The sequence below is a fragment of the Streptomyces sp. H27-H1 genome, from assembly GCF_026627445.1.
Classification (GTDB): Bacteria; Actinomycetota; Actinomycetes; order Streptomycetales; family Streptomycetaceae; genus Streptomyces.
Genome location: NZ_JAPNLJ010000007.1, coordinates 112,124 through 128,950, shown reverse-complemented (window position 1 = coordinate 128,950; position 16,827 = coordinate 112,124). Strand labels below are relative to the sequence as shown.

Here is a 16,827-nt window from a genome sequence, read left to right as displayed (position 1 = left end):
CCGGCCAAGATCCGCAAGTGACCCCGGTCCGCCATGTGGACCGGGGTCTTGTGCTCGGAGGATCTTGTGGCAGGATGCTCCCCAGGTCACGAGTGACAGCGTTTTGGCCCCGGCTCGCTGTCCGGCAACCCTCCTTCCGTGGCGGGGTGCCCCGGGTGATGACCAGGCCGTAGGCAGTGAGGTCTACGGCAAGCGCGGATCCCTCGAATCCAGGGGTCCTGGTCTCTCGAGGAGTCTTTCCGTGAGCAAGCGAATGCGATAGGGCGAGTCCGCCCCTTCTTCACCCCTCGGAACAGGGTCATTTCGGCGTACCCGCGTACGCCGGCCCGCACTCCGGGGCATTCCCGTACCCCGAACGGCCGCAGAGCCGTATCCGCGTACGGGCACACCGAAGCCATTCAGACCTGCCTGCCGGGAGATACCGCCATGTCCGCAACCCCGAACGCCGCCGTCGCCACCGCCGTTGCCGAGGGCCCTGCCTGTGCCGAGCCGCTGCCGGTCCTCGGCCGCGAGGTCACCGTGCCGCTCGTCACCGGCGGCGAGGTCACCTACGCCGCCCTCGACTACGCGGCCAGTGCCCCCGCCCTGCAGCGGGTCTGGGACGACGTGGCCGCGTACGCCCCGTACTACGGCAGCGTCCACCGCGGCGCCGGCTACCTCTCCCAGCTCTCCACCGACCTGTTCGAGCAGAGCCGCGTCACGGTCGCCGAGTTCCTCGACTGCCGCGCCTCCGACCAGGTGATCTTCACCCGGTCCACCACCGACTCCCTCAACCTGCTCGCCGCCGTGCTGCCCGCCGACTGCCAGGTGTTCGTCTTCGAGACCGAGCACCACGCCTCGCTGCTGCCCTGGACGAACGCACAGGTCACCTACCTCAACGCCCCCCGCACCCCGGACGAGGCCGTCGCCACCCTGGAGCGGGCCCTGGCCGACCGCGACCCCTACGGCCCGGCGCTGGTCTGCGTCACCGGCGCCTCCAACGTCACCGGCGAGCTGTGGCCCGTCAAGGAACTCGCCGCCGCCGCGCACGCCCACGGCGCGCGGATCGTCCTGGACGCCGCCCAGCTGGCCCCGCACCACCCCGTCTCCGTGCAGGAGCTGGACGTGGACTGGATCGCCTTCTCCGGGCACAAGCTCTACGCGCCCTTCGGCTCGGGCGTGCTCGCCGGCCGCGCGGACTGGCTGCAGGAGGCGGAGCCTTACCTCGCCGGCGGCGGCGCCTCGCGCAAGGTGGCCCGCCGCGAGGACGGCGGTGTGGACGTCGAGTGGCACACCACCGCCGCCCGCCACGAGGCCGGCTCCCCGAACGTCATCGGCGTCTACTCCATCGCCTCCGCCTGCAAGGCGCTCAAGGAGGCGGGCTTCGACACCCTCGTCGCCCGCGAGCAGCGGCTCATCACCAAGGTCCGCGAGGGTCTGGCCGAGGTCCCGGCCGTACGGATCCTGTCCCTCTTCGGCGACGACGCCCCGCGCGTCGGAGTCATCTCCTTCGTGGTGGACGGCTGGAACAGCTCCCACTTCGCCGCCGCGCTCTCCGCCGAGTACGGCATCGGCGTCCGCGACGGCCTGTTCTGTGCCCACCCGCTGGTCCGCACCCTGCTCGGCAGCGAGCCGCAGGCCCAGGGTGAGTGCGGAGCCCCGGAGGCGGCCCCGGGCGAGCGTTCCCTGAACGCCATCCGCGTCAGCTTCGGCGCAGGCACCCCCGACGAGCACGTCGAGCGCTTCGTCCGCGCCGTCAAGGAACTCGTCCAGGACGGCGCCAAGTGGCAGTACCGCACCGAAGAGGGCCGCTGCGTCCCGGCCGTCTGATGCCGGCTCCAGGAACGCCGCGGGCCCCGGCCGGGCGAGAGCCTGCCGGGGCTGGGGACGGGCTGAGTGGGGCTAGGCGTCCAGGCCGATCGCGAACGCCGCTTCCAGGTCGTGCTGGGAGTACGTGCGGAACGCCACGTGCGTGTCCGTGGCCTCCACGCCCGGGATCTTGCTGATGCGGCCCGGGATGATGTCGGCCAGGTCCTCGTGGCGGGACACCCGGACCAGCGCGATGAGGTCGTAGGTACCCGTGACGGAGTAGACCTCGCTGACGCTTTCCAGCGCGGCGATGGCCTCGGCGATCTCGGGGATCCGGTCCACGCTGGTCTTGATGAGCACGATCGCGGTGATCACGGTTGGCTGTCTCCCTCGCCGGCAGTCACTGGTCGCCTCACTCTAGTGGCACGCCGGTAGCGGGCCCACGCGTAGAGGAAGCCCACGGAGAAGCCCACCACGTGGGCCAGATAGGCGACTCCCGGACCGCTCGCCGCCCGGTGGGCCGCCAGCCACTGCAGGCCGAACCAGAACACCAGCACGATCCACGCCGGGAACCGCAGCGGCAGGAAGAACAGGAACGGGAACAGGCTCGTCACCCGCGCCCTGGGGAACAGGTAGAGGAAGCCGCCCAGGACCGCGGAGATCGCCCCGGAGGCCCCCACCAGGGTCTGGTCCGAGGAGGCGTAGGCCGCCGCGTACGCCGCCAGGGCCAGGTAGCCCGTACAGACGTAGAAGCAGAGGAACCCGGCCCGGCCCATGCGCTGCTCCGTCATCGCCCCGAAGACGTAGAGGAAGAGCATGTTGCCCAGCAGGTGCAGCCAGCTGCCGTGCACGAACAGGGCCGTCAGCGGAGTGAACAGGGCCCGGCCCGAGCCGGTGAACAGCTCGTCCGGGACCACGCCCCAGCGCCGGAAGTACGCCGTCCCCGTGGTCACCAGCTGATCACCCGTCCCGTAGACGGGGTTCAGCCCCGACGCCGGACTCAGCACGAACACCACGCAGCAGCCGGCGATCAGCGCGTAGGTCACCACCGGGCCCCGGGCGGCCTCGCGTACGGCCTGCCACCTTACGATCATGCGACCGAGCATGACCCAGTCGGGCCCACCGGCGGGTGCGGCAGGCCGTAGGGTTACGAGCTACGCGCGGACCTGTGCGACACGGCCGTGCGAGCCATGGACGCGAGTACGCGATGTACGCGATAGAAGGAGAGAACGGCCTGATGACGGTTCCCCTGCCGACCGACACCACCCGGTGGCGCTGCACCCTGTGCGGCAACCTCACGCGCTTCGACGTCACCCGTTCGTCGAAGGTCGTGGAGTACGTCCACCTGGACCTCGCCGGGGAGCCCAAGGTCGAGGAGCGCGAGGTGGTCAATGAGACCATCGAGTCGGTGCGCTGCCGCTGGTGCAACGCGGTGGACCAGATCGAGCTCGTGGACAGGCCGGGCGCGGACTCCTGACGGAGCCCCGCCCTCAGGTGAATGACGGTAGGGGTGACGGATTGTGGAGCCAGCAAGCGGCGCTGAGCCGGCCGACGCGGCCGGCGACGCCGCGGAGGTCCTCGACCGCCCGCTGCCGGAAGGCGTGCGGCGCCGGGTCGTCGCGCTAGTCTCCGACGCCTTCGGCGGACTGACGGTCGCGGACCTCCCGGCGCAGCTGCGCCAGTACGCGCGGTTCACCCCGACCAGGCGCGCCAAGTTCGCGGGCAACGCCATGGCCGCGGCCGTGGAGAGCGACCCCGTCTTCCGGGGCCGGGTCGCCGAGAAGCTCCGCGAGGCGCAGGCCGATCTGGCCTCCGCGCTGGAGTCGGGCGCCCCGCCCGCCGCCGCCGACCCGCTGGACGTGGCGGCCGCCGCCTACGTCCTGCGGCCGGCCGGCTGGGTCAAGCTGGTCGCCGCCGCCGGCGAGGAGGCGCAGCGCGCCGACGCCGAGCGGGTCGACGAGGAGGCCCGCCGGGAGATGGAACGGCTCCGCGAGGAGCTGGCCCAGGTGCGGGAACTGCAGCGCGCGGGTGTCGACCAGGTGCGGGCCGACCTGGAAGTGGCGCGCAAGGAAGCGGAATCGCTTCAGCGCAAGCTGCGCAGCGCCCTCAGCGACGTCAAGCGGGGCGACGCGGCCCTGCGCAAGATCAATGCGGAGGTCGACGGCATCCGCTCCGAGGCGGCCGCCCAGGTGACCACCGCGGAGAGCGAGACCCGGCGGCTCAAGTCCCGCCTCGCAGAGGTGGAGTCGGCGCTGGAGACCTCGCGCCGGGCCACCCGCGAGGGGCGCAGCATCGAGGACATGCGGCTGCGGCTGCTGCTCGACACCGTGCTGGACGCCGCCGCGGGACTGCGCCGGGAGCTCGCGCTGCCGCCGGTCTCCACGCGGCCCGCCGACACGGTGGAGGCGGTGGAGCCGGGCCGGATGACCCCGAAGGACATCGCGGCGCGGGCGCTGTCGGAGACCGACCCGGCGCTGCTGGACCAGTTGCTGGCGCTGCCCCAGGCCCATCTGGTGGTCGACGGCTACAACGTCACCAAGACCGGCTACCCGACGATGCCGCTGGAGAAGCAGCGGCTGCGGCTGCTGGGCGGGCTGTCGATGCTCGCGGCGCAGACGGGCGCCGAGATGACCTGTGTCTTCGACGGGGCGGAGCTGGCGGCCCCCGTGCTGCTCGCGCCGCCGCGCGGGGTGCGGGTGCTGTTCTCCAAGGCCGGGGTGACCGCCGACGAGCTGATCCGCCAGCTGGTGCGCGCCGAACCGACGGGCCGGCCGGTGGTCGTGGTCTCCACCGACCGGGAGGTCGCCGACGGGGTGGCCAAGGCCGGGGCGCGGCCGGTGACGTCCGCCTTGTTGCTGAAGCGGCTTTCGCGCGTTTCGTAACTACTGGGCCCAATGCCGGATTTGATAGGGCCCCGCGGGAACGGACCGTCAAGTCGTACGCACAGAGCGTGTGCTGTAGGTAAAGAACCTGGTCAAGGAGCAAGTTTTTTGCCGACAGGATTTGAACTGATCACAGAAGGGTCACTAGTCTCGGGTCAAACCTTCGTGCGGTAGTTCACTCATTAGGGGTGACAGCGAAGGTGTCGCCGAGTCTGCGTTCTTCGGCGGCTCTAGGAAGAAGGAGCTCGCCTTCGTGGCGTCCCACCGTCGACCCAAGCAGCCGACCCGCATGCGCACGACCGTGCTCGGCGTCACCGCGGCAGCCGCCGTGGTCCTCTCGGGGCAGGCAGCCAACGCCGCCCCGGCCAAGCCCAGCAAGGACGAGGTCAAGGCCAAGGTCGACGCCCTCTACGAAGAGGCCGAGCAGGCCACCGAGAAGTTCAACGGCGCCAAGCAGCGCCAGGACAAGCTCGAGACCGAGATCGGGCAGCTCCAGGACCAGGTAGCCCGCGGCCAGCAGGACCTCAACGCCCTGCGCGGCACGCTCGGTTCGATGGCCAGCGCCCAGTACCGCAGCGGCGGCATCGACCAGTCCCTCGCGCTCTTCCTCTCGGCCGACCCGGACAGCTACCTGGACAAGGCCTCCACCCTGGAGCAGCTGAGCGGCCAGCAGGTCGAAGCGGTCCAGAAGATCCAGGCCAAGCAGCGCACCCTCGCGCAACAGCGCCAGGAGGCGGCGGGCAAGCTCACGGACCTCGACGCCACCCGCAAGGAGCTCGGCGAGAAGAAGAAGGTCTCGTCGGACAAGCTGGCCGAGGCGCAGGCGCTCCTCAACAGCCTGACCGCCCAGGAGCGGTCGCAGATCAAGGACGAGGACTCCCGCGCCAGCCGCAGCGAGAGCGAGCGCGTCAACCTCGGCAACGTCAAGCCCTCCGGCCGGGCCGGCGCCGCACTCGCCGCCGCCCAGACCAAGATCGGCAGCGCGTACATATCCGGCCACACCGGCCCCAACTCGTTCGACTGCTCGGGTCTGACCCAGTGGGCGTACAAGCAGGCCAACGTCTCGATCTCGCGCGTCACTTTCACGCAGATCAACGACGGCACCCGGATCGGCAGGAGCCAGCTGCAGCCGGGTGACCTGGTCTTCTTCTACGGCGACCTGCACCACGTCGGCCTGTACGCGGGCGGCAACATGGTGCTGCACGCCTCGAACCCGCGCAGCGGCGTCAAGTACGAATCGATCAACAACATGCCGTTCCAGTTCGGAGTCCGCGTCGGCGGCTGACGCCCGCGCCCGCCCCGGGCCCCTCGGGACGCGCCGTACACCGCCCATCCGGGCGAATTCCGAGCCCCCGCTCTGACCACACGCCCCGCCGGTGACCTGCGTCTCCGGCGGGGCGTCACTGTGCGTGCCCGCCGGAGGTCGTTGGCCGGTGCCCTCAGGCGCGGCTACTGTCTGCCAGCGCGGAACCTCGGCACACGGCCGTCCACGGGGGGCGGACCCGGGTCCCGCTCAGCAGGAGGGAGCGGTTTCACGTGGCGTCCCATCGCCGGTCCGGGCCCAGCGCCCTCGACCGGAACACCAAGGTCACCGTCCTCACCGCCGCCGCGGCGGGAGCCGCGGTCGTCATGACGGCCGCACCCGCGGGTGCGGCCCCCGGCCTCCCGCAGGAGCCCTCCGCGGGCACCCGCGCCCAGGTCGACCGGCTCTTCGAGGAGGCCGAACAGGCCACGGAGCGCTTCAACCAGGCGGGCGAGCGCGCCGGCCGGCTCCGCGCCGAAGTCGGCCGGATCCAGGACGCGGTGGCCCGCGGCCAGGACCGCATCAACACCATGCGCGGGGTGCTCGGCGCCTACGCCGGAGCCCAGTACCGGGCCGGCGGCATCGACCCCGCCGTCGAGCTGATGCTCTCCGACAACCCGGACGACTACCTCGCGAAGGCCTCCGCCCTGGACCGGCTGACCGGCCGGCAGGCCCGCCACCTCGACGAACTGCGCTCCGAGCAGCGCCGGCTGGGCCAGGAACGCCGGGACGCCTCCCGCAAGCTCTCCGAACTCGACGCCCTGCGCGCCGACGTGGCGAAGGAGAAGCGCGCCGTCACCGCCAAGCTCGCCGCAGCCCGCCGGCTGCTGAACGCGATGCCCACGCAGGAGCGCGCCGACTTCGACCGGGCCTCGCGCTCCGGCGGCCGCCCCGACGCCCTTCCCGAGCTCCCCGGCGCCGCGGCCTCCGGTCCCTCCTCCGGACGTGCCCTGACCGCCGTGATGGCGGCCCGGTCCGCCGTCGGACGGCCCTACGTGTGGGGTTCCACCGGCCCCTCCGGCTTCGACTGCTCCGGACTGATGGTGTGGTCGTACCGGCAGGCGGGCGTCGCGCTGCCGCGGACCTCGCAGGCCCAGCGGCACGCCGGGCGGCGGGTGTCGCTGTCGGAGGCGCGCCCGGGGGACCTGGTCACCTACCGATCGGACGCCAGTCACGTCGGCATGTACGTCGGCAACGGCCAGGTGGTGCACGCCCCGTACCCGGGCGCGCGGGTGCGGTACGACCCGGTCGGGATGATGCCGGTGTCCTCGGTGACCCGGCCCTGAGGGCCGCGCCCCGTACGATCGGGTGATGCTCCCGGTCCTGGGCCGCCCCTTCCGCCCGCGCCCACGCGTAGCACCCCTGGTGCTCCTCTGTCTGCTGCTGTGCGGGCCGCTCGCCGGATGCGGCGCAGGTTCCGGATCCCCTTCCGATTCGCCTTCCGGTTCCGGGGCCCGTCCGGTGGACGCCGTCGAGCGGGACGTCCGGCGGGCCGTCGCCGACTGGTCGGCGGCCCCGCCCGCGGCCCTCGCCGGGATCCCGCTGGAGGGCTGGTCGTACGAGGTCTCCTCGGTCCGGATCGACGGCGTACGGGCCTTCGCGCGCGCCGAGCTCCGCTACCGGCTCACCGGCTACGACGCCGCCCCGGCCGGCTCCGCCCGCGAATTGGAGCTCACCCGCGACGCCGGGACCTGGGCGGTGGCCGCCGACCGGCCCGCCCCCGGCGCTCCGCCACAGCTGTGGGACCAGGGCCCGGTGACCGTGCGGCGCGGGGCGCACGCCCTGGTGCTCGGCGGGGCCGGCCAGAGCTCCGGATCCCTCTCCGAGATCGCCGCCGAGGCCGACAAGGCGGTGCCCGCGGCGAGCGCGGCCTGGCCGCGGCCGTGGGCGGGCCGGGTGGTGGTGCTGGTCCCCGGCTCGCTGGACGAGATGGCCGCGCTGCTGGGGCGGCCCGCGGACGAGTACCGGGGCCTGGGCGCCGTCACCACCGGGCAGACCGGGGCGGGCACCGCCCCCGCGGACCGGGTCGTGGTGAACCCGGAGGGCTACGGGCAGCTCACGGCGGAGGGCCGCCAGGTGATCCTGACCCACGAGACCACCCACGTCGCCACCCGGGCGGCGACCACCGCGAAGACCCCGCTGTGGCTCTCCGAGGGCTTCGCGGACTGGGCCGCGTACCGCGACAGCGGCCGCACCCCGGCCGAGGCCGCGCCGGCCCTCGCCCGCGCGGTGCGCCTGGGCGACCTGCCTGCCGCGCTCCCGGAGCCCGGGGCCTTCGCCTTCGGCGGGGACGCGGACGCGCTGGCGCGGGCCTACGAGGGCTCCTGGCTGGCCTGCCGGCTCATCGCCCGCCGGTGGGGGGACGCGGCGCTGGTCTCCCTCTACGAGAAGGCGGGCCGGCAGTCCCTGCCGACAGCCCTGACGCAGACCCTGGGCACGGACGCCGCCGCCCTGACACGGACCTGGCAGCAGGAACTGAGCCGGGAGTTCCGCTAGCCCCGTGCCCGGTGGGCTGCCACCGCGCCGGGCGCCGACTTCGGACTCTCAGGACCCCGTGCCGCGACCGACGTGCGGCTCCGCCTCCGTGGCCGGCCCCCGGAGCCCCGCGCCCCGCAGGGGGCCGGGTGCGGGGCTCCGGTAGGGTCGGCAGGCGATGGACAAGACGCTGATCGTGACCAACGACTTCCCGCCGCGGCCGGGGGGCATCCAGGCCTTCCTCCACAACATGGCGCTGCGACTGGACCCCGACCGGGTCGTGGTCTACGCCTCCACCTGGAAGCGCTCCGCCGAGGGCCGCGCAGCAACCGCCGCCTTCGACGCGGAGCAGCCCTTCCAGGTGATCCGCGACCGTACGACGATGCTGCTGCCTACCCCCCGGGTGACCCGGCGGGCCGTGGGCCTCCTGGGCGAACACGGCTGTACGTCGGTGTGGTTCGGCGCGGCGGCCCCGCTCGGCCTGATGGGTCCCGCGCTGCGCAGGGCGGGCGCGCGCAGGATCGTGGCGACCACGCACGGGCACGAGGCGGGCTGGGCGCAGCTGCCGGTGGCGCGCCAGTTGCTGCGGCGCATCGGCGAGGGCACGGACACCCTGACCTACCTGGGGGAGTACACCCGTTCACGGATCGCGCCGGCGCTGACGGACCGGGCGGCGGCGCGTATGACGCAGCTCCCGCCGGGGGTGGACGAGAAGACCTTCCACCCCGGGTCGGGCGGCGCGGCGGTCCGGGCCCGGCTGGGTCTGACGGACCGGCCGGTGGTCGTCTGCGTCTCGCGGCTCGTCCCGCGCAAGGGCCAGGACACGCTGATCGAGGCGATGCCGCGGATCCTGGCGGCGCTGCCGGACGCCGTCCTGCTGATCGTGGGCGGCGGCCCCTACGAGGCCGACCTTCGGGCGCTGGCCGCCTCTACCGGGGTCGTGGACTCAGTGGTCTTCACGGGCGCGGTCCCGTGGTCCGAACTGCCCGCCCACTACGGGGCCGGGGACGTCTTCGCGATGCCGTGCCGGACCCGGCGCGGCGGGCTCGACGTGGAGGGCCTCGGAATCGTCTACCTCGAGGCCTCCGCCACGGGCCTGCCGGTGATCGCCGGGGACTCCGGCGGCGCCCCGGACGCCGTCCTGGACGGGGAGACGGGCTGGGTGGTCCGCGGCGGCGCCCCGGCCGAGGCCGCGGACCGGATCGTCGTCCTGCTCCAGGACCCGGCCCTGCGGGCGCGCATGGGCGAGCGCGGCCGTGCCTGGGTCGAGGAGAAATGGCGCTGGGACCTCCTCGCGGAACGCCTGCGCGAGCTGCTCTGAGGGCCCGCGCGGCAGGTCCCGTACCGCCGGTCCGGTAGCACGAGGGGGCTGGACCGGCCATGGCTGACTGTCACTCAGATGTGTGTCAGCACCTCCTCTGGGGGTATGGGGGGATCCACCCCATCATTCCGCCATGACACCAAACCTGACACGTCGTCATGTTCTCGGTCTCGGCGCCCTGCAGACCGCGGCGGCCCTCGGTTTCACCCGTATCGGCCTGCAGTCCGCGGCCGCCGCCGAGCCCGCGGCCGCGACGTACGCCCCGGCCATCGTCGTCGGCTCCGGCTACGGATCCGCCGTCGCCGCCCTCCGTCTGGGCCAGGCCGGTGTGCGGACCGTCGTCCTGGAGATGGGCCGGCTCTGGGACACCGCGGGGGCCGACGGGAAGGTCTTCCCCTCGACCTCCGCCCCCGACCAGCGCTCGATGTGGTTCCGCAACCGCACCGAGGCCCCGCTCGCCCAGTTCCTCTGGCTGGACGTGGTCAACCGCAACATCAGCCCGTACCCCGGGGTCCTGGACCGGGTGAACTACGGGGACATGTCGGTGTACGTGGGCCGCGGCGTCGGCGGCGGCTCCCTCGTCAACGGCGGTATGGCGCCCACGCCGAAGCGCTCGTACTTCACCGAGATCCTGCCCCGGGTCGACGCCGACGAGATGTACGGCACCTACTACCCCCGGGCCCGCGCCATGCTCGGGGTCAACGACATCGACCCGGCCTGGTTCGAGTCCACGCAGTGGTACCGCTTCGCCCGGATCTCCCGCAAGCACGCCCAGAACACCGGCCTGAAGACCACCTTCGTCCCCAACGTCTACGACTTCGAGTACATGAAGCGCGAGGCCGCCGGCACCGCCACCAAGTCGGCCCTCGCGGGCGAGGTCATCTACGGCAACAACCACGGCAAGAAGAGCGTCGACAAGACCTACCTCGCCGCCGCCCTGGGTACCGGAAACGTCACCATCGAGACCATGCAGCGCGTGGTGGGCGTACGACAGGACCCGGCCGGCGGCTACGTCCTGACCGTCCAGACCAGCGACCTCACCGGCCGCGTCACCCAGGTCCGTGAACTGGGCTGCAGACAGCTCTTCCTCGGCGCCGGCAGCCTCGGCACCACCGAGATCCTGCTGCGCGCCCGCGAGAGGGGCACCCTGCCCGCGCTCAACGACAAGGTGGGCCTGGGCTGGGGTCACAACGGCAACGTCATGACCGCCCGCGCCAACCACCTGTGGGACACCGTCGGCGCCAACCAGTCCACCATGCCCGCCCTGGGCATCGACGACTGGGACAACGCCTCGAATCCGGTCTTCGCCGAGATCGCCCCGCTCCCGATGGGGTTCGAGCACTGGATCTCAATGTACCTGGCCATCACCAAGAACCCGGAGCGCGGGCACTTCACCTACGACGCCGCCAGCGACTCGGCGAAGCTCCAGTGGACCCGGGACCAGAACACCCCGTCCGTCCAGGCCGCCAAGCGCCTCTTCGACCGGATCAACCGGGCCAACTTCACCATCTACCGCTACGACCTCTTCGGCGACAACAAGAACTTCGCCGACAACTTCACCTACCACCCGCTGGGCGGCTGCGTCCTCGGGGACGCCACCGACGACTACGGCCGGGTCAAGGGCTACCAGGGCCTCTACGTCACCGACAGCTCGCTGATCCCCGGATCGCTGGGCGTGAACCCCTTCGTGACCGTCACCGCCCTCGCGGAGCGGAACATGGCGCGGGTCCTCGCCGAGGACCCGCGCTGAGCGCCCGGTAGCGGGCCCGGCACGACCTGAAAGAGACGGCCTAGCCCCGGTAGAGGGCTTCGATCTCGTCCGCGAAGTCCTTTGCCACCACATTCCGCTTCAGCTTCAGCGAAGGCGTGATGTGCCCGGACTCCTCCGTGAACTGGGAGGGCAGAATGCGGAATTTCCGCACCGATTCCGCCTTGGAAACCGCCGCGTTGCCGTCGTCCACGGCCTGCTGGACGGCGGCGAGGAGATCCGCGTCCTCACGCAGCTCGGCGGCCGTCACACCGGCCGGCTTGCCGTGCTCCGCGGCCCACCGGCCGAGGAACTCCTCGTCGATGGTCACCAGCGCGGCCACGAAGGGCCGCGCGTCGCCGACCACCATGCACTCCGCGACCAGCGCGTGCGCCCGGATCCGGTCCTCGATCACCGCGGGCGCCACGTTCTTGCCGCCCGCCGTGACGATGAGTTCCTTCTTGCGCCCGGTGATCGCCAGGTAGCCGTCCTCGTCGAGCGTGCCGACGTCGCCGGTGTGGAACCAGCCGTCGGTCAGCGCGTCGGCGGTGGCCGCCGGGTTGTTCCAGTACTCCCTGAAGATGTGCTCGCCGTGCAGCAGCACCTCGCCGTCGTCGGCGATGCGCACCACGGAGCCCGGGAGCGGCTGGCCGACCGTACCGATCTTCGTCTTGTCCCACGGGTTGAAGGCCGTGGCCGCACAGGACTCGGTCAGGCCGTAGCCCTCCAGCACCGTGAAGCCGATGCCGCGGAAGAAGTGGCCGAGCCGCTCGCCCAGCGGGGCCCCGCCGGAGATCGCGTACTCGCCGCGCCCGCCGAGGACCCCGTGCAGCTTGCTGTAGACCAGCTTCGAGAACAGCTTGTGCTTGAGCCTGAGCTTGAGGGACGGCCCGCCCGGGAGGTCCAGCGCGCGGCTGTACGCGATCGCCGTCTCGGCCGCAGCGTCGAAGATCTTGCCCTTGCCGTCGGCCTGGGCCTTGGCGCGCGCCGAGTTGTAGACCTTCTCGAAGACGCGGGGCACACCGAGGATCAGCGTGGGCCGGAAGGACTGCAGCTCGTCGGTGAGGTTCTTGATGTCCGGTACGCAGCCCAGCCGGATCGGCGCCAGCACGGCCGCCACCTCCACCAGGCGGCCGAAGACGTGCGCGGCCGGCAGGAAGAGCAGCACGGAGCACTCGCCGGTCCGGAAGAGCGGACGCAGCCGGGCCACGATGTTCCCGCACTCGGCGAAGAAGCTGCGGTGGGTCAGCACGCAGCCCTTGGGGCGGCCCGTGGTGCCGGAGGTGTAGACGATGGTCGCCGGGTCGTCGGCGCCCGCCAGCGCGCTGCGCGCGTCCACCTCGGCCTCGGGGACCTCGGCGCCGGCCGCCTTCAGTGCCTCCAGGGCGCCCTGCTCGATCTCCCAGACCTCGCGCAGCTCCGGCAGCCGGTCGCGCAGGGCGGCCACGGCCGCGGCGTGCTCGGGGGACTCCACGACGACGGCGACGGCGCCGGAGTCGCCGAGGATCCACTGGATCTGCTCGGGGGAGCTGGTCTCGTACACGGGGACGGTGACGGCGCCCGCGCTCCAGATCGCGAAGTCGATCAGCACCCACTCGTAGCGGGTGCGGGAGATCAGGGCGACCCGGTCGCCGGGCTGGATGCCCGCCGCGATCAGGCCTTTCGCGGCGGCCCGGACCTCGGCGAGGAACTGGGTCGCGGTCACGTCCTGCCACTGGCCGTCGACCTTGCGGGCCATGACGGCGGTATCGGGATGCTGAGCGGCGTTGCGGCGGATGAGATCCGTCAGGTTCCCGTCCGACGGGACCTCGTACAGGGCCGGAAGACTGAACTCGCGCAAGACTGCTGCTCCTCTGGGCGCCATCGCCACCATGTGGACCGACCGGACGTTACCCACCGGTAGTGGGTTCCGGATAGAGGGAACCGGCCAGATGTTCCATGCGTCACATGTCGCGACCGTGTCCTGCCGACAGTAGTCGACCCCGTTTGCGACTCGGAAGTAACCGCAGGTCCGGCCGCCTGGCCCGATTCCCTACCCGTGCCGGCCAAGCGCCCCTAGGGTGGCCGCATGGGTGGCTCTATGGGTGGCACGAAGAACCGGACACGGATCCACGTCGTCAGCGACGTCCACGGCAACACCGAGGCCCTCGCGCGGGCCGGGGACGGCGCCGACGCGCTGATCTGCCTCGGCGACCTCGTCCTCTTCCTCGACTACGCCGACCACTCGCGCGGCATCTTCCCCGACCTCTTCGGCGTCGAGAACGCCGACCACATCGTCGAACTGCGTACCGCCCGCCGTTTCGAGGAGGCCCGGGAGTTCGCCCGCGGCCTGTGGGCCGGGCGGGACCGGGAACGGCTCGTCGAGGGCGCGGTCCGGCGCCAGTACGCGGAAATGTTCGCCGCCTTCCCCCGGCCCACGTACGCCACGTACGGCAACGTCGACATCCCCGGGCTCTGGCCCGAGTACGCCGGCCCCGGCCTGACCGTGCTCGACGGGCAGCGCGCCGAGATCGGGGGCCTGGTCTTCGGCTTCGTCGGCGGCGGACTGCCCTCGCCGATGCGCACGCCCTACGAGGTGCCCGAGGAGGAGTACGCGGCCAAGGTGGAGGCGCTGGGCGAGGTCGACGTGCTGTGCTCGCACATCCCGCCGGAGGTGCCGGAGCTCTGCTACGACACCGTGGCGCGGCGCTTCGAGCGGGGGAGCGGGGCACTGCTCGCCGCGATCCGGCGGGTGCGGCCGCGGTACGCGCTCTTCGGCCACGTGCACCAGCCGCTCGCCCGGCGGATGCGGATCGGCGCCACCGAGTGCGTGAACGTCGGGCACTTCGCGGCCACCGGAAGGCCGTGGGCCCTGGAGTGGTGAGGCCGTGACGCGCGATAGCCTTCACGCGGCGGCCAGTCCGTCCGCACACTTCCTCGAACTCCACCCGGAGGAGCGACCGCGATGGCGGAACACACCAGCTCGATTATCACGATCGAGGCGTCCCCGGCCGACGTCATGGCCGTGATCGCCGACTTCGCCCGCTACCCGGAGTGGACCGGCGAGGTGAAGGAGGCCGAGGTGCTGGCCACCGACGGCGAAGGCCGCGCTTCGAAGGTCCGCCTGCTGCTCGACGCGGGCGCGATCAAGGACGACCACACGCTCGCGTACACCTGGCCCGCTGAGAACACGGTCAGCTGGACGCTGGACAAGTCCCAGATGCTGAGGCAGCTCGACGGGTCCTACCACCTGGCCGCGGTCGCCGGCGGCGCGAGCACCGAGGTGACGTACTCGCTGACGGTCGACGTCAAGATCCCGATGCTCGGCATGATCAAGCGCAAGGCGGAGAAGGTCATCATCGACCGGGCGCTGGCAGGGCTGAAGAAGCGCGTCGAGTCGACTTCCTGACCTGCCCCCCCGCGCGGCCGCGCCGGACTCCGTCCGGCGGTGGCCGGGCGGGTGCGGGCCGGGCGCCCCGCAGGGCAGGAGCCGGCCCCGCAGGGCACGTAGCGGTCCGGTACGGCCGGGCCGCGGGCAAGCAGCTAGGAGCACCGCCACCATGCACACCCTCCTCGTCACCGGGCCCGGCGGCGCCGGACGGAGCACCGTCGCGGCGGCCACCGCGCTCGCCGCCGCACGCCAGGGGCACCGGGTGCTCCTGCTCTCCGCCGACCAGGGAGAGGCGCCCCTCGCACCGCAGGGCAGCCTCCGTGTGGCCCGCGTCGACTCCGGCGAGGAGTTCCGCCGCGAGCTCGTCTCGCTGCAGGAGCGCGGCTCCGCGGTGCTCGGGATGCTCGGCGCCCGCCCGCTGCACGCCGACGAGATCACCGAACTGCCCGGCGCCGAGCAGTTCGCCCTGCTCCGCGCCCTGCGGCAGGCCGCAGCCGAGCCCGGCACCGACCTCGTGGTGGTCGACCTGCCCCCGCTGCACCAGGCCGTCACCACCCTCGCCCTCCCCGCCCAGCTCCGCCGCTACCTCGCCCGGCTGCTCCCCGCGGAGCGCCAGGCGGCCCGCGCCCTGCGCCCCGTACTGGCCCAGCTCGCCGGCGTCCCCATGCCCGCGCAGTGGCTGTACGAGGCAGCCGCCCGCTGGGACGAGGAGCTGGCGGCGGTCCAGGACGTCCTGGAGGCCCCCACCACCTCCGTACGGCTCGTCGCCGAGCCAGGACCCGCCGCCGACGCCGCGCTGCGCCTGGGCCGGCTCGGGCTCGCCCTGCAGCGGCTGCCCGTTTCGGCGCTCGTCGCCAACCGGATGCTCCCCGGCGGATCCGCCGACCCGTGGCTGGCGGGACTCGCCGCCCAGCAGGAGAAGTACGCCGCGCAGTGGGCCGGTGACGAGAGCGTCCCGGTGCTCCCCGTACCCCACCTGGGCCGGGACCCGCACGGTCCCGAGGACCTGGCGCAGCTGGCCCCGGCCCCCGCCCCGGCGACCGCGCCCCGCCCCGTCTGGGCCGTCGAGGACCGGACCGCCGAGGACGGGGTGCTGCTCTGGCGGGTCCCGCTGCCCCGCGCCGAGAAGCGCGAGCTCGGCCTGGTCCGGCGCGGAGACGAGCTGCTGCTCACGGTGGGCCCGTACCGCAGGATCGTTCCGCTGCCCGCCGCGCTGCGCCGCTGCACCGTTTCGGGCGCCGCCCTCGCCGACGACGAGCTCCGCATCCGCTTCACCCCGGACCCGGATCTGTGGCCCCGGACGGACCGGAGGGCGTAGCCGGCGGCCTGGGGGGCGTACCGCCGTTCGGGTAACGTCGGAGGTAGCAGTCCGGGTAATCCGTACCGCACGCCCAGCCGCCGCCGCAGGAGAGTCCGCCATGAGCGAGGCCACCGACCGCCCCACCGACGCCCCCGACGGCGACGACGCCTGGGCCGACGCCTGCGCCGAGGACCTGGCCGCCGAGAAGGAGCGCCGCAGGTCCGAGCAGGGCGCCTCCGCAGGAGCCGGGACCGCCGCCGAGGAGCTGTTCAAGCTCTTCGAAGCCGTCGCGGACAAGGTTTCCGACAAGGTTTCCGCGCTGAACAACCCGCTGTTCGGCGTCGCCGCGCAGGGCGCCGTGCGGCAGTTCGTCAACCAGGCGAAGACCGCCGCCAAACCCGTTGTCGAGCGCAACCCCGAGGTCTTCGACCACCTCGCGGCGGCCGGCTCCGAGCTGCTCGCCGCCTACCGCTCAGCGGTCGAGGGCCACGAGCGCCGCTGGACGCGCGACGAACAGACCCCCGAGCGGGGCAGCGGAAACGCGAAGGACCCCCGTGACGAGGGCGACGGTTCCACCGAGCGGATCGATCTCGACTGAACCTCCCCCTCCCTCGGGTACGGTTGACAGCGGCGGGGTTTGA

15 protein-coding genes and 1 riboswitch are annotated in these 16,827 nt (G+C 72.6%); of the genes, 12 read left to right on the top strand and 3 right to left on the bottom strand.

The window, feature by feature from the left end; all coding sequences use genetic code 11:
• The first annotated feature begins 84 nt into the window (after positions 1–84).
• Positions 85–201: riboswitch (SAM riboswitch) on the top strand.
• A gap of 225 nt (positions 202–426) precedes the next feature.
• Positions 427–1,809 carry an aminotransferase class V-fold PLP-dependent enzyme gene (locus OTB20_RS09990; protein WP_267816508.1) on the top strand — a complete coding sequence of 461 codons (1,383 nt, stop codon included), beginning with the start codon at positions 427–429 and terminating at the stop codon, positions 1,807–1,809.
• A 72-nt stretch (positions 1,810–1,881) separates the two neighbouring features.
• Here OTB20_RS09990 and OTB20_RS09985 read toward each other — a convergent pair whose 3' ends face one another.
• Both OTB20_RS09985 and OTB20_RS09980 read right to left on the bottom strand, forming a co-directional pair.
• The gene (locus OTB20_RS09985) at positions 1,882–2,163 is read right to left on the bottom strand and encodes an Lrp/AsnC family transcriptional regulator (protein WP_267760277.1); all 282 of its coding nucleotides are present in this window, start codon (positions 2,161–2,163) and stop codon (positions 1,882–1,884) included.
• Entirely contained in the window at positions 2,160–2,894 is a 735-nt protein-coding gene (locus OTB20_RS09980) for a rhomboid family intramembrane serine protease (protein ID WP_267816506.1), read from the bottom strand. Before OTB20_RS09980 ends, OTB20_RS09985 begins: the two co-directional genes overlap by 4 nt.
• 131 nt (positions 2,895–3,025) lie before the next feature.
• Here OTB20_RS09980 and OTB20_RS09975 point away from each other — a divergent pair, with 131 nt between their 5' ends.
• The 7 genes from OTB20_RS09975 to OTB20_RS09945 all read left to right on the top strand — a co-directional run bounded on the left by OTB20_RS09975 (position 3,026) and on the right by OTB20_RS09945 (position 11,519).
• A complete protein-coding gene (locus OTB20_RS09975) occupies positions 3,026–3,265 on the top strand; it encodes a hypothetical protein (protein WP_008738811.1) in 240 nt (79 codons plus the stop codon).
• Positions 3,266–3,305: 40 nt separating this feature from the next.
• Positions 3,306–4,670 (top strand): NYN domain-containing protein, encoded by a 1,365-nt coding sequence (locus OTB20_RS09970; protein WP_267816699.1) that lies wholly within the window; start codon positions 3,306–3,308, stop codon positions 4,668–4,670.
• 253 nt (positions 4,671–4,923) lie between these two features.
• Positions 4,924–5,955, top strand: a complete 1,032-nt coding sequence (locus OTB20_RS09965) for a C40 family peptidase (protein ID WP_267816504.1) — start codon at positions 4,924–4,926, stop codon at positions 5,953–5,955.
• Between the two features lie 251 nt (positions 5,956–6,206).
• Entirely contained in the window at positions 6,207–7,259 is a 1,053-nt protein-coding gene (locus OTB20_RS09960; RefSeq protein ID WP_267816502.1) for a C40 family peptidase, read from the top strand.
• A 175-nt stretch (positions 7,260–7,434) separates the two neighbouring features.
• A complete protein-coding gene (locus OTB20_RS09955) occupies positions 7,435–8,469 on the top strand; it encodes a hypothetical protein (RefSeq protein ID WP_267816500.1) in 1,035 nt (344 codons plus the stop codon).
• A 157-nt stretch (positions 8,470–8,626) separates the two neighbouring features.
• A complete protein-coding gene (locus tag OTB20_RS09950; protein ID WP_267816498.1) occupies positions 8,627–9,769 on the top strand; it encodes a glycosyltransferase family 4 protein in 1,143 nt (380 codons plus the stop codon).
• 133 nt (positions 9,770–9,902) lie between these two features.
• Entirely contained in the window at positions 9,903–11,519 is a 1,617-nt protein-coding gene (locus OTB20_RS09945) for a GMC oxidoreductase (RefSeq protein WP_267816496.1), read from the top strand.
• 40 nt (positions 11,520–11,559) lie between these two features.
• Here OTB20_RS09945 and OTB20_RS09940 read toward each other — a convergent pair whose 3' ends face one another.
• A complete protein-coding gene (locus OTB20_RS09940) occupies positions 11,560–13,356 on the bottom strand; it encodes an AMP-dependent synthetase/ligase (RefSeq protein WP_267816495.1) in 1,797 nt (598 codons plus the stop codon).
• Positions 13,357–13,584: 228 nt separating this feature from the next.
• Between OTB20_RS09940 and OTB20_RS09935 the strand changes: the two genes are divergently transcribed.
• The 4 genes from OTB20_RS09935 (at position 13,585) to OTB20_RS09920 (ending at position 16,784) form a co-directional block, all read left to right on the top strand.
• Positions 13,585–14,379, top strand: a complete 795-nt coding sequence (locus OTB20_RS09935) for a metallophosphoesterase family protein (RefSeq protein ID WP_267816494.1) — start codon at positions 13,585–13,587, stop codon at positions 14,377–14,379.
• 81 nt (positions 14,380–14,460) lie between these two features.
• Positions 14,461–14,904 carry an SRPBCC family protein gene (locus OTB20_RS09930; protein WP_267816492.1) on the top strand — a complete coding sequence of 148 codons (444 nt, stop codon included), beginning with the start codon at positions 14,461–14,463 and terminating at the stop codon, positions 14,902–14,904.
• 151 nt (positions 14,905–15,055) lie between these two features.
• Positions 15,056–16,204 (top strand): ArsA family ATPase, encoded by a 1,149-nt coding sequence (locus OTB20_RS09925; protein WP_267816491.1) that lies wholly within the window; start codon positions 15,056–15,058, stop codon positions 16,202–16,204.
• A gap of 100 nt (positions 16,205–16,304) precedes the next feature.
• On the top strand, positions 16,305–16,784 hold the full coding sequence (locus OTB20_RS09920; RefSeq protein ID WP_267816489.1) for a DUF5304 domain-containing protein: 480 nt from the start codon (positions 16,305–16,307) through the stop codon (positions 16,782–16,784).
• Positions 16,785–16,827 lie beyond the last annotated feature (43 nt).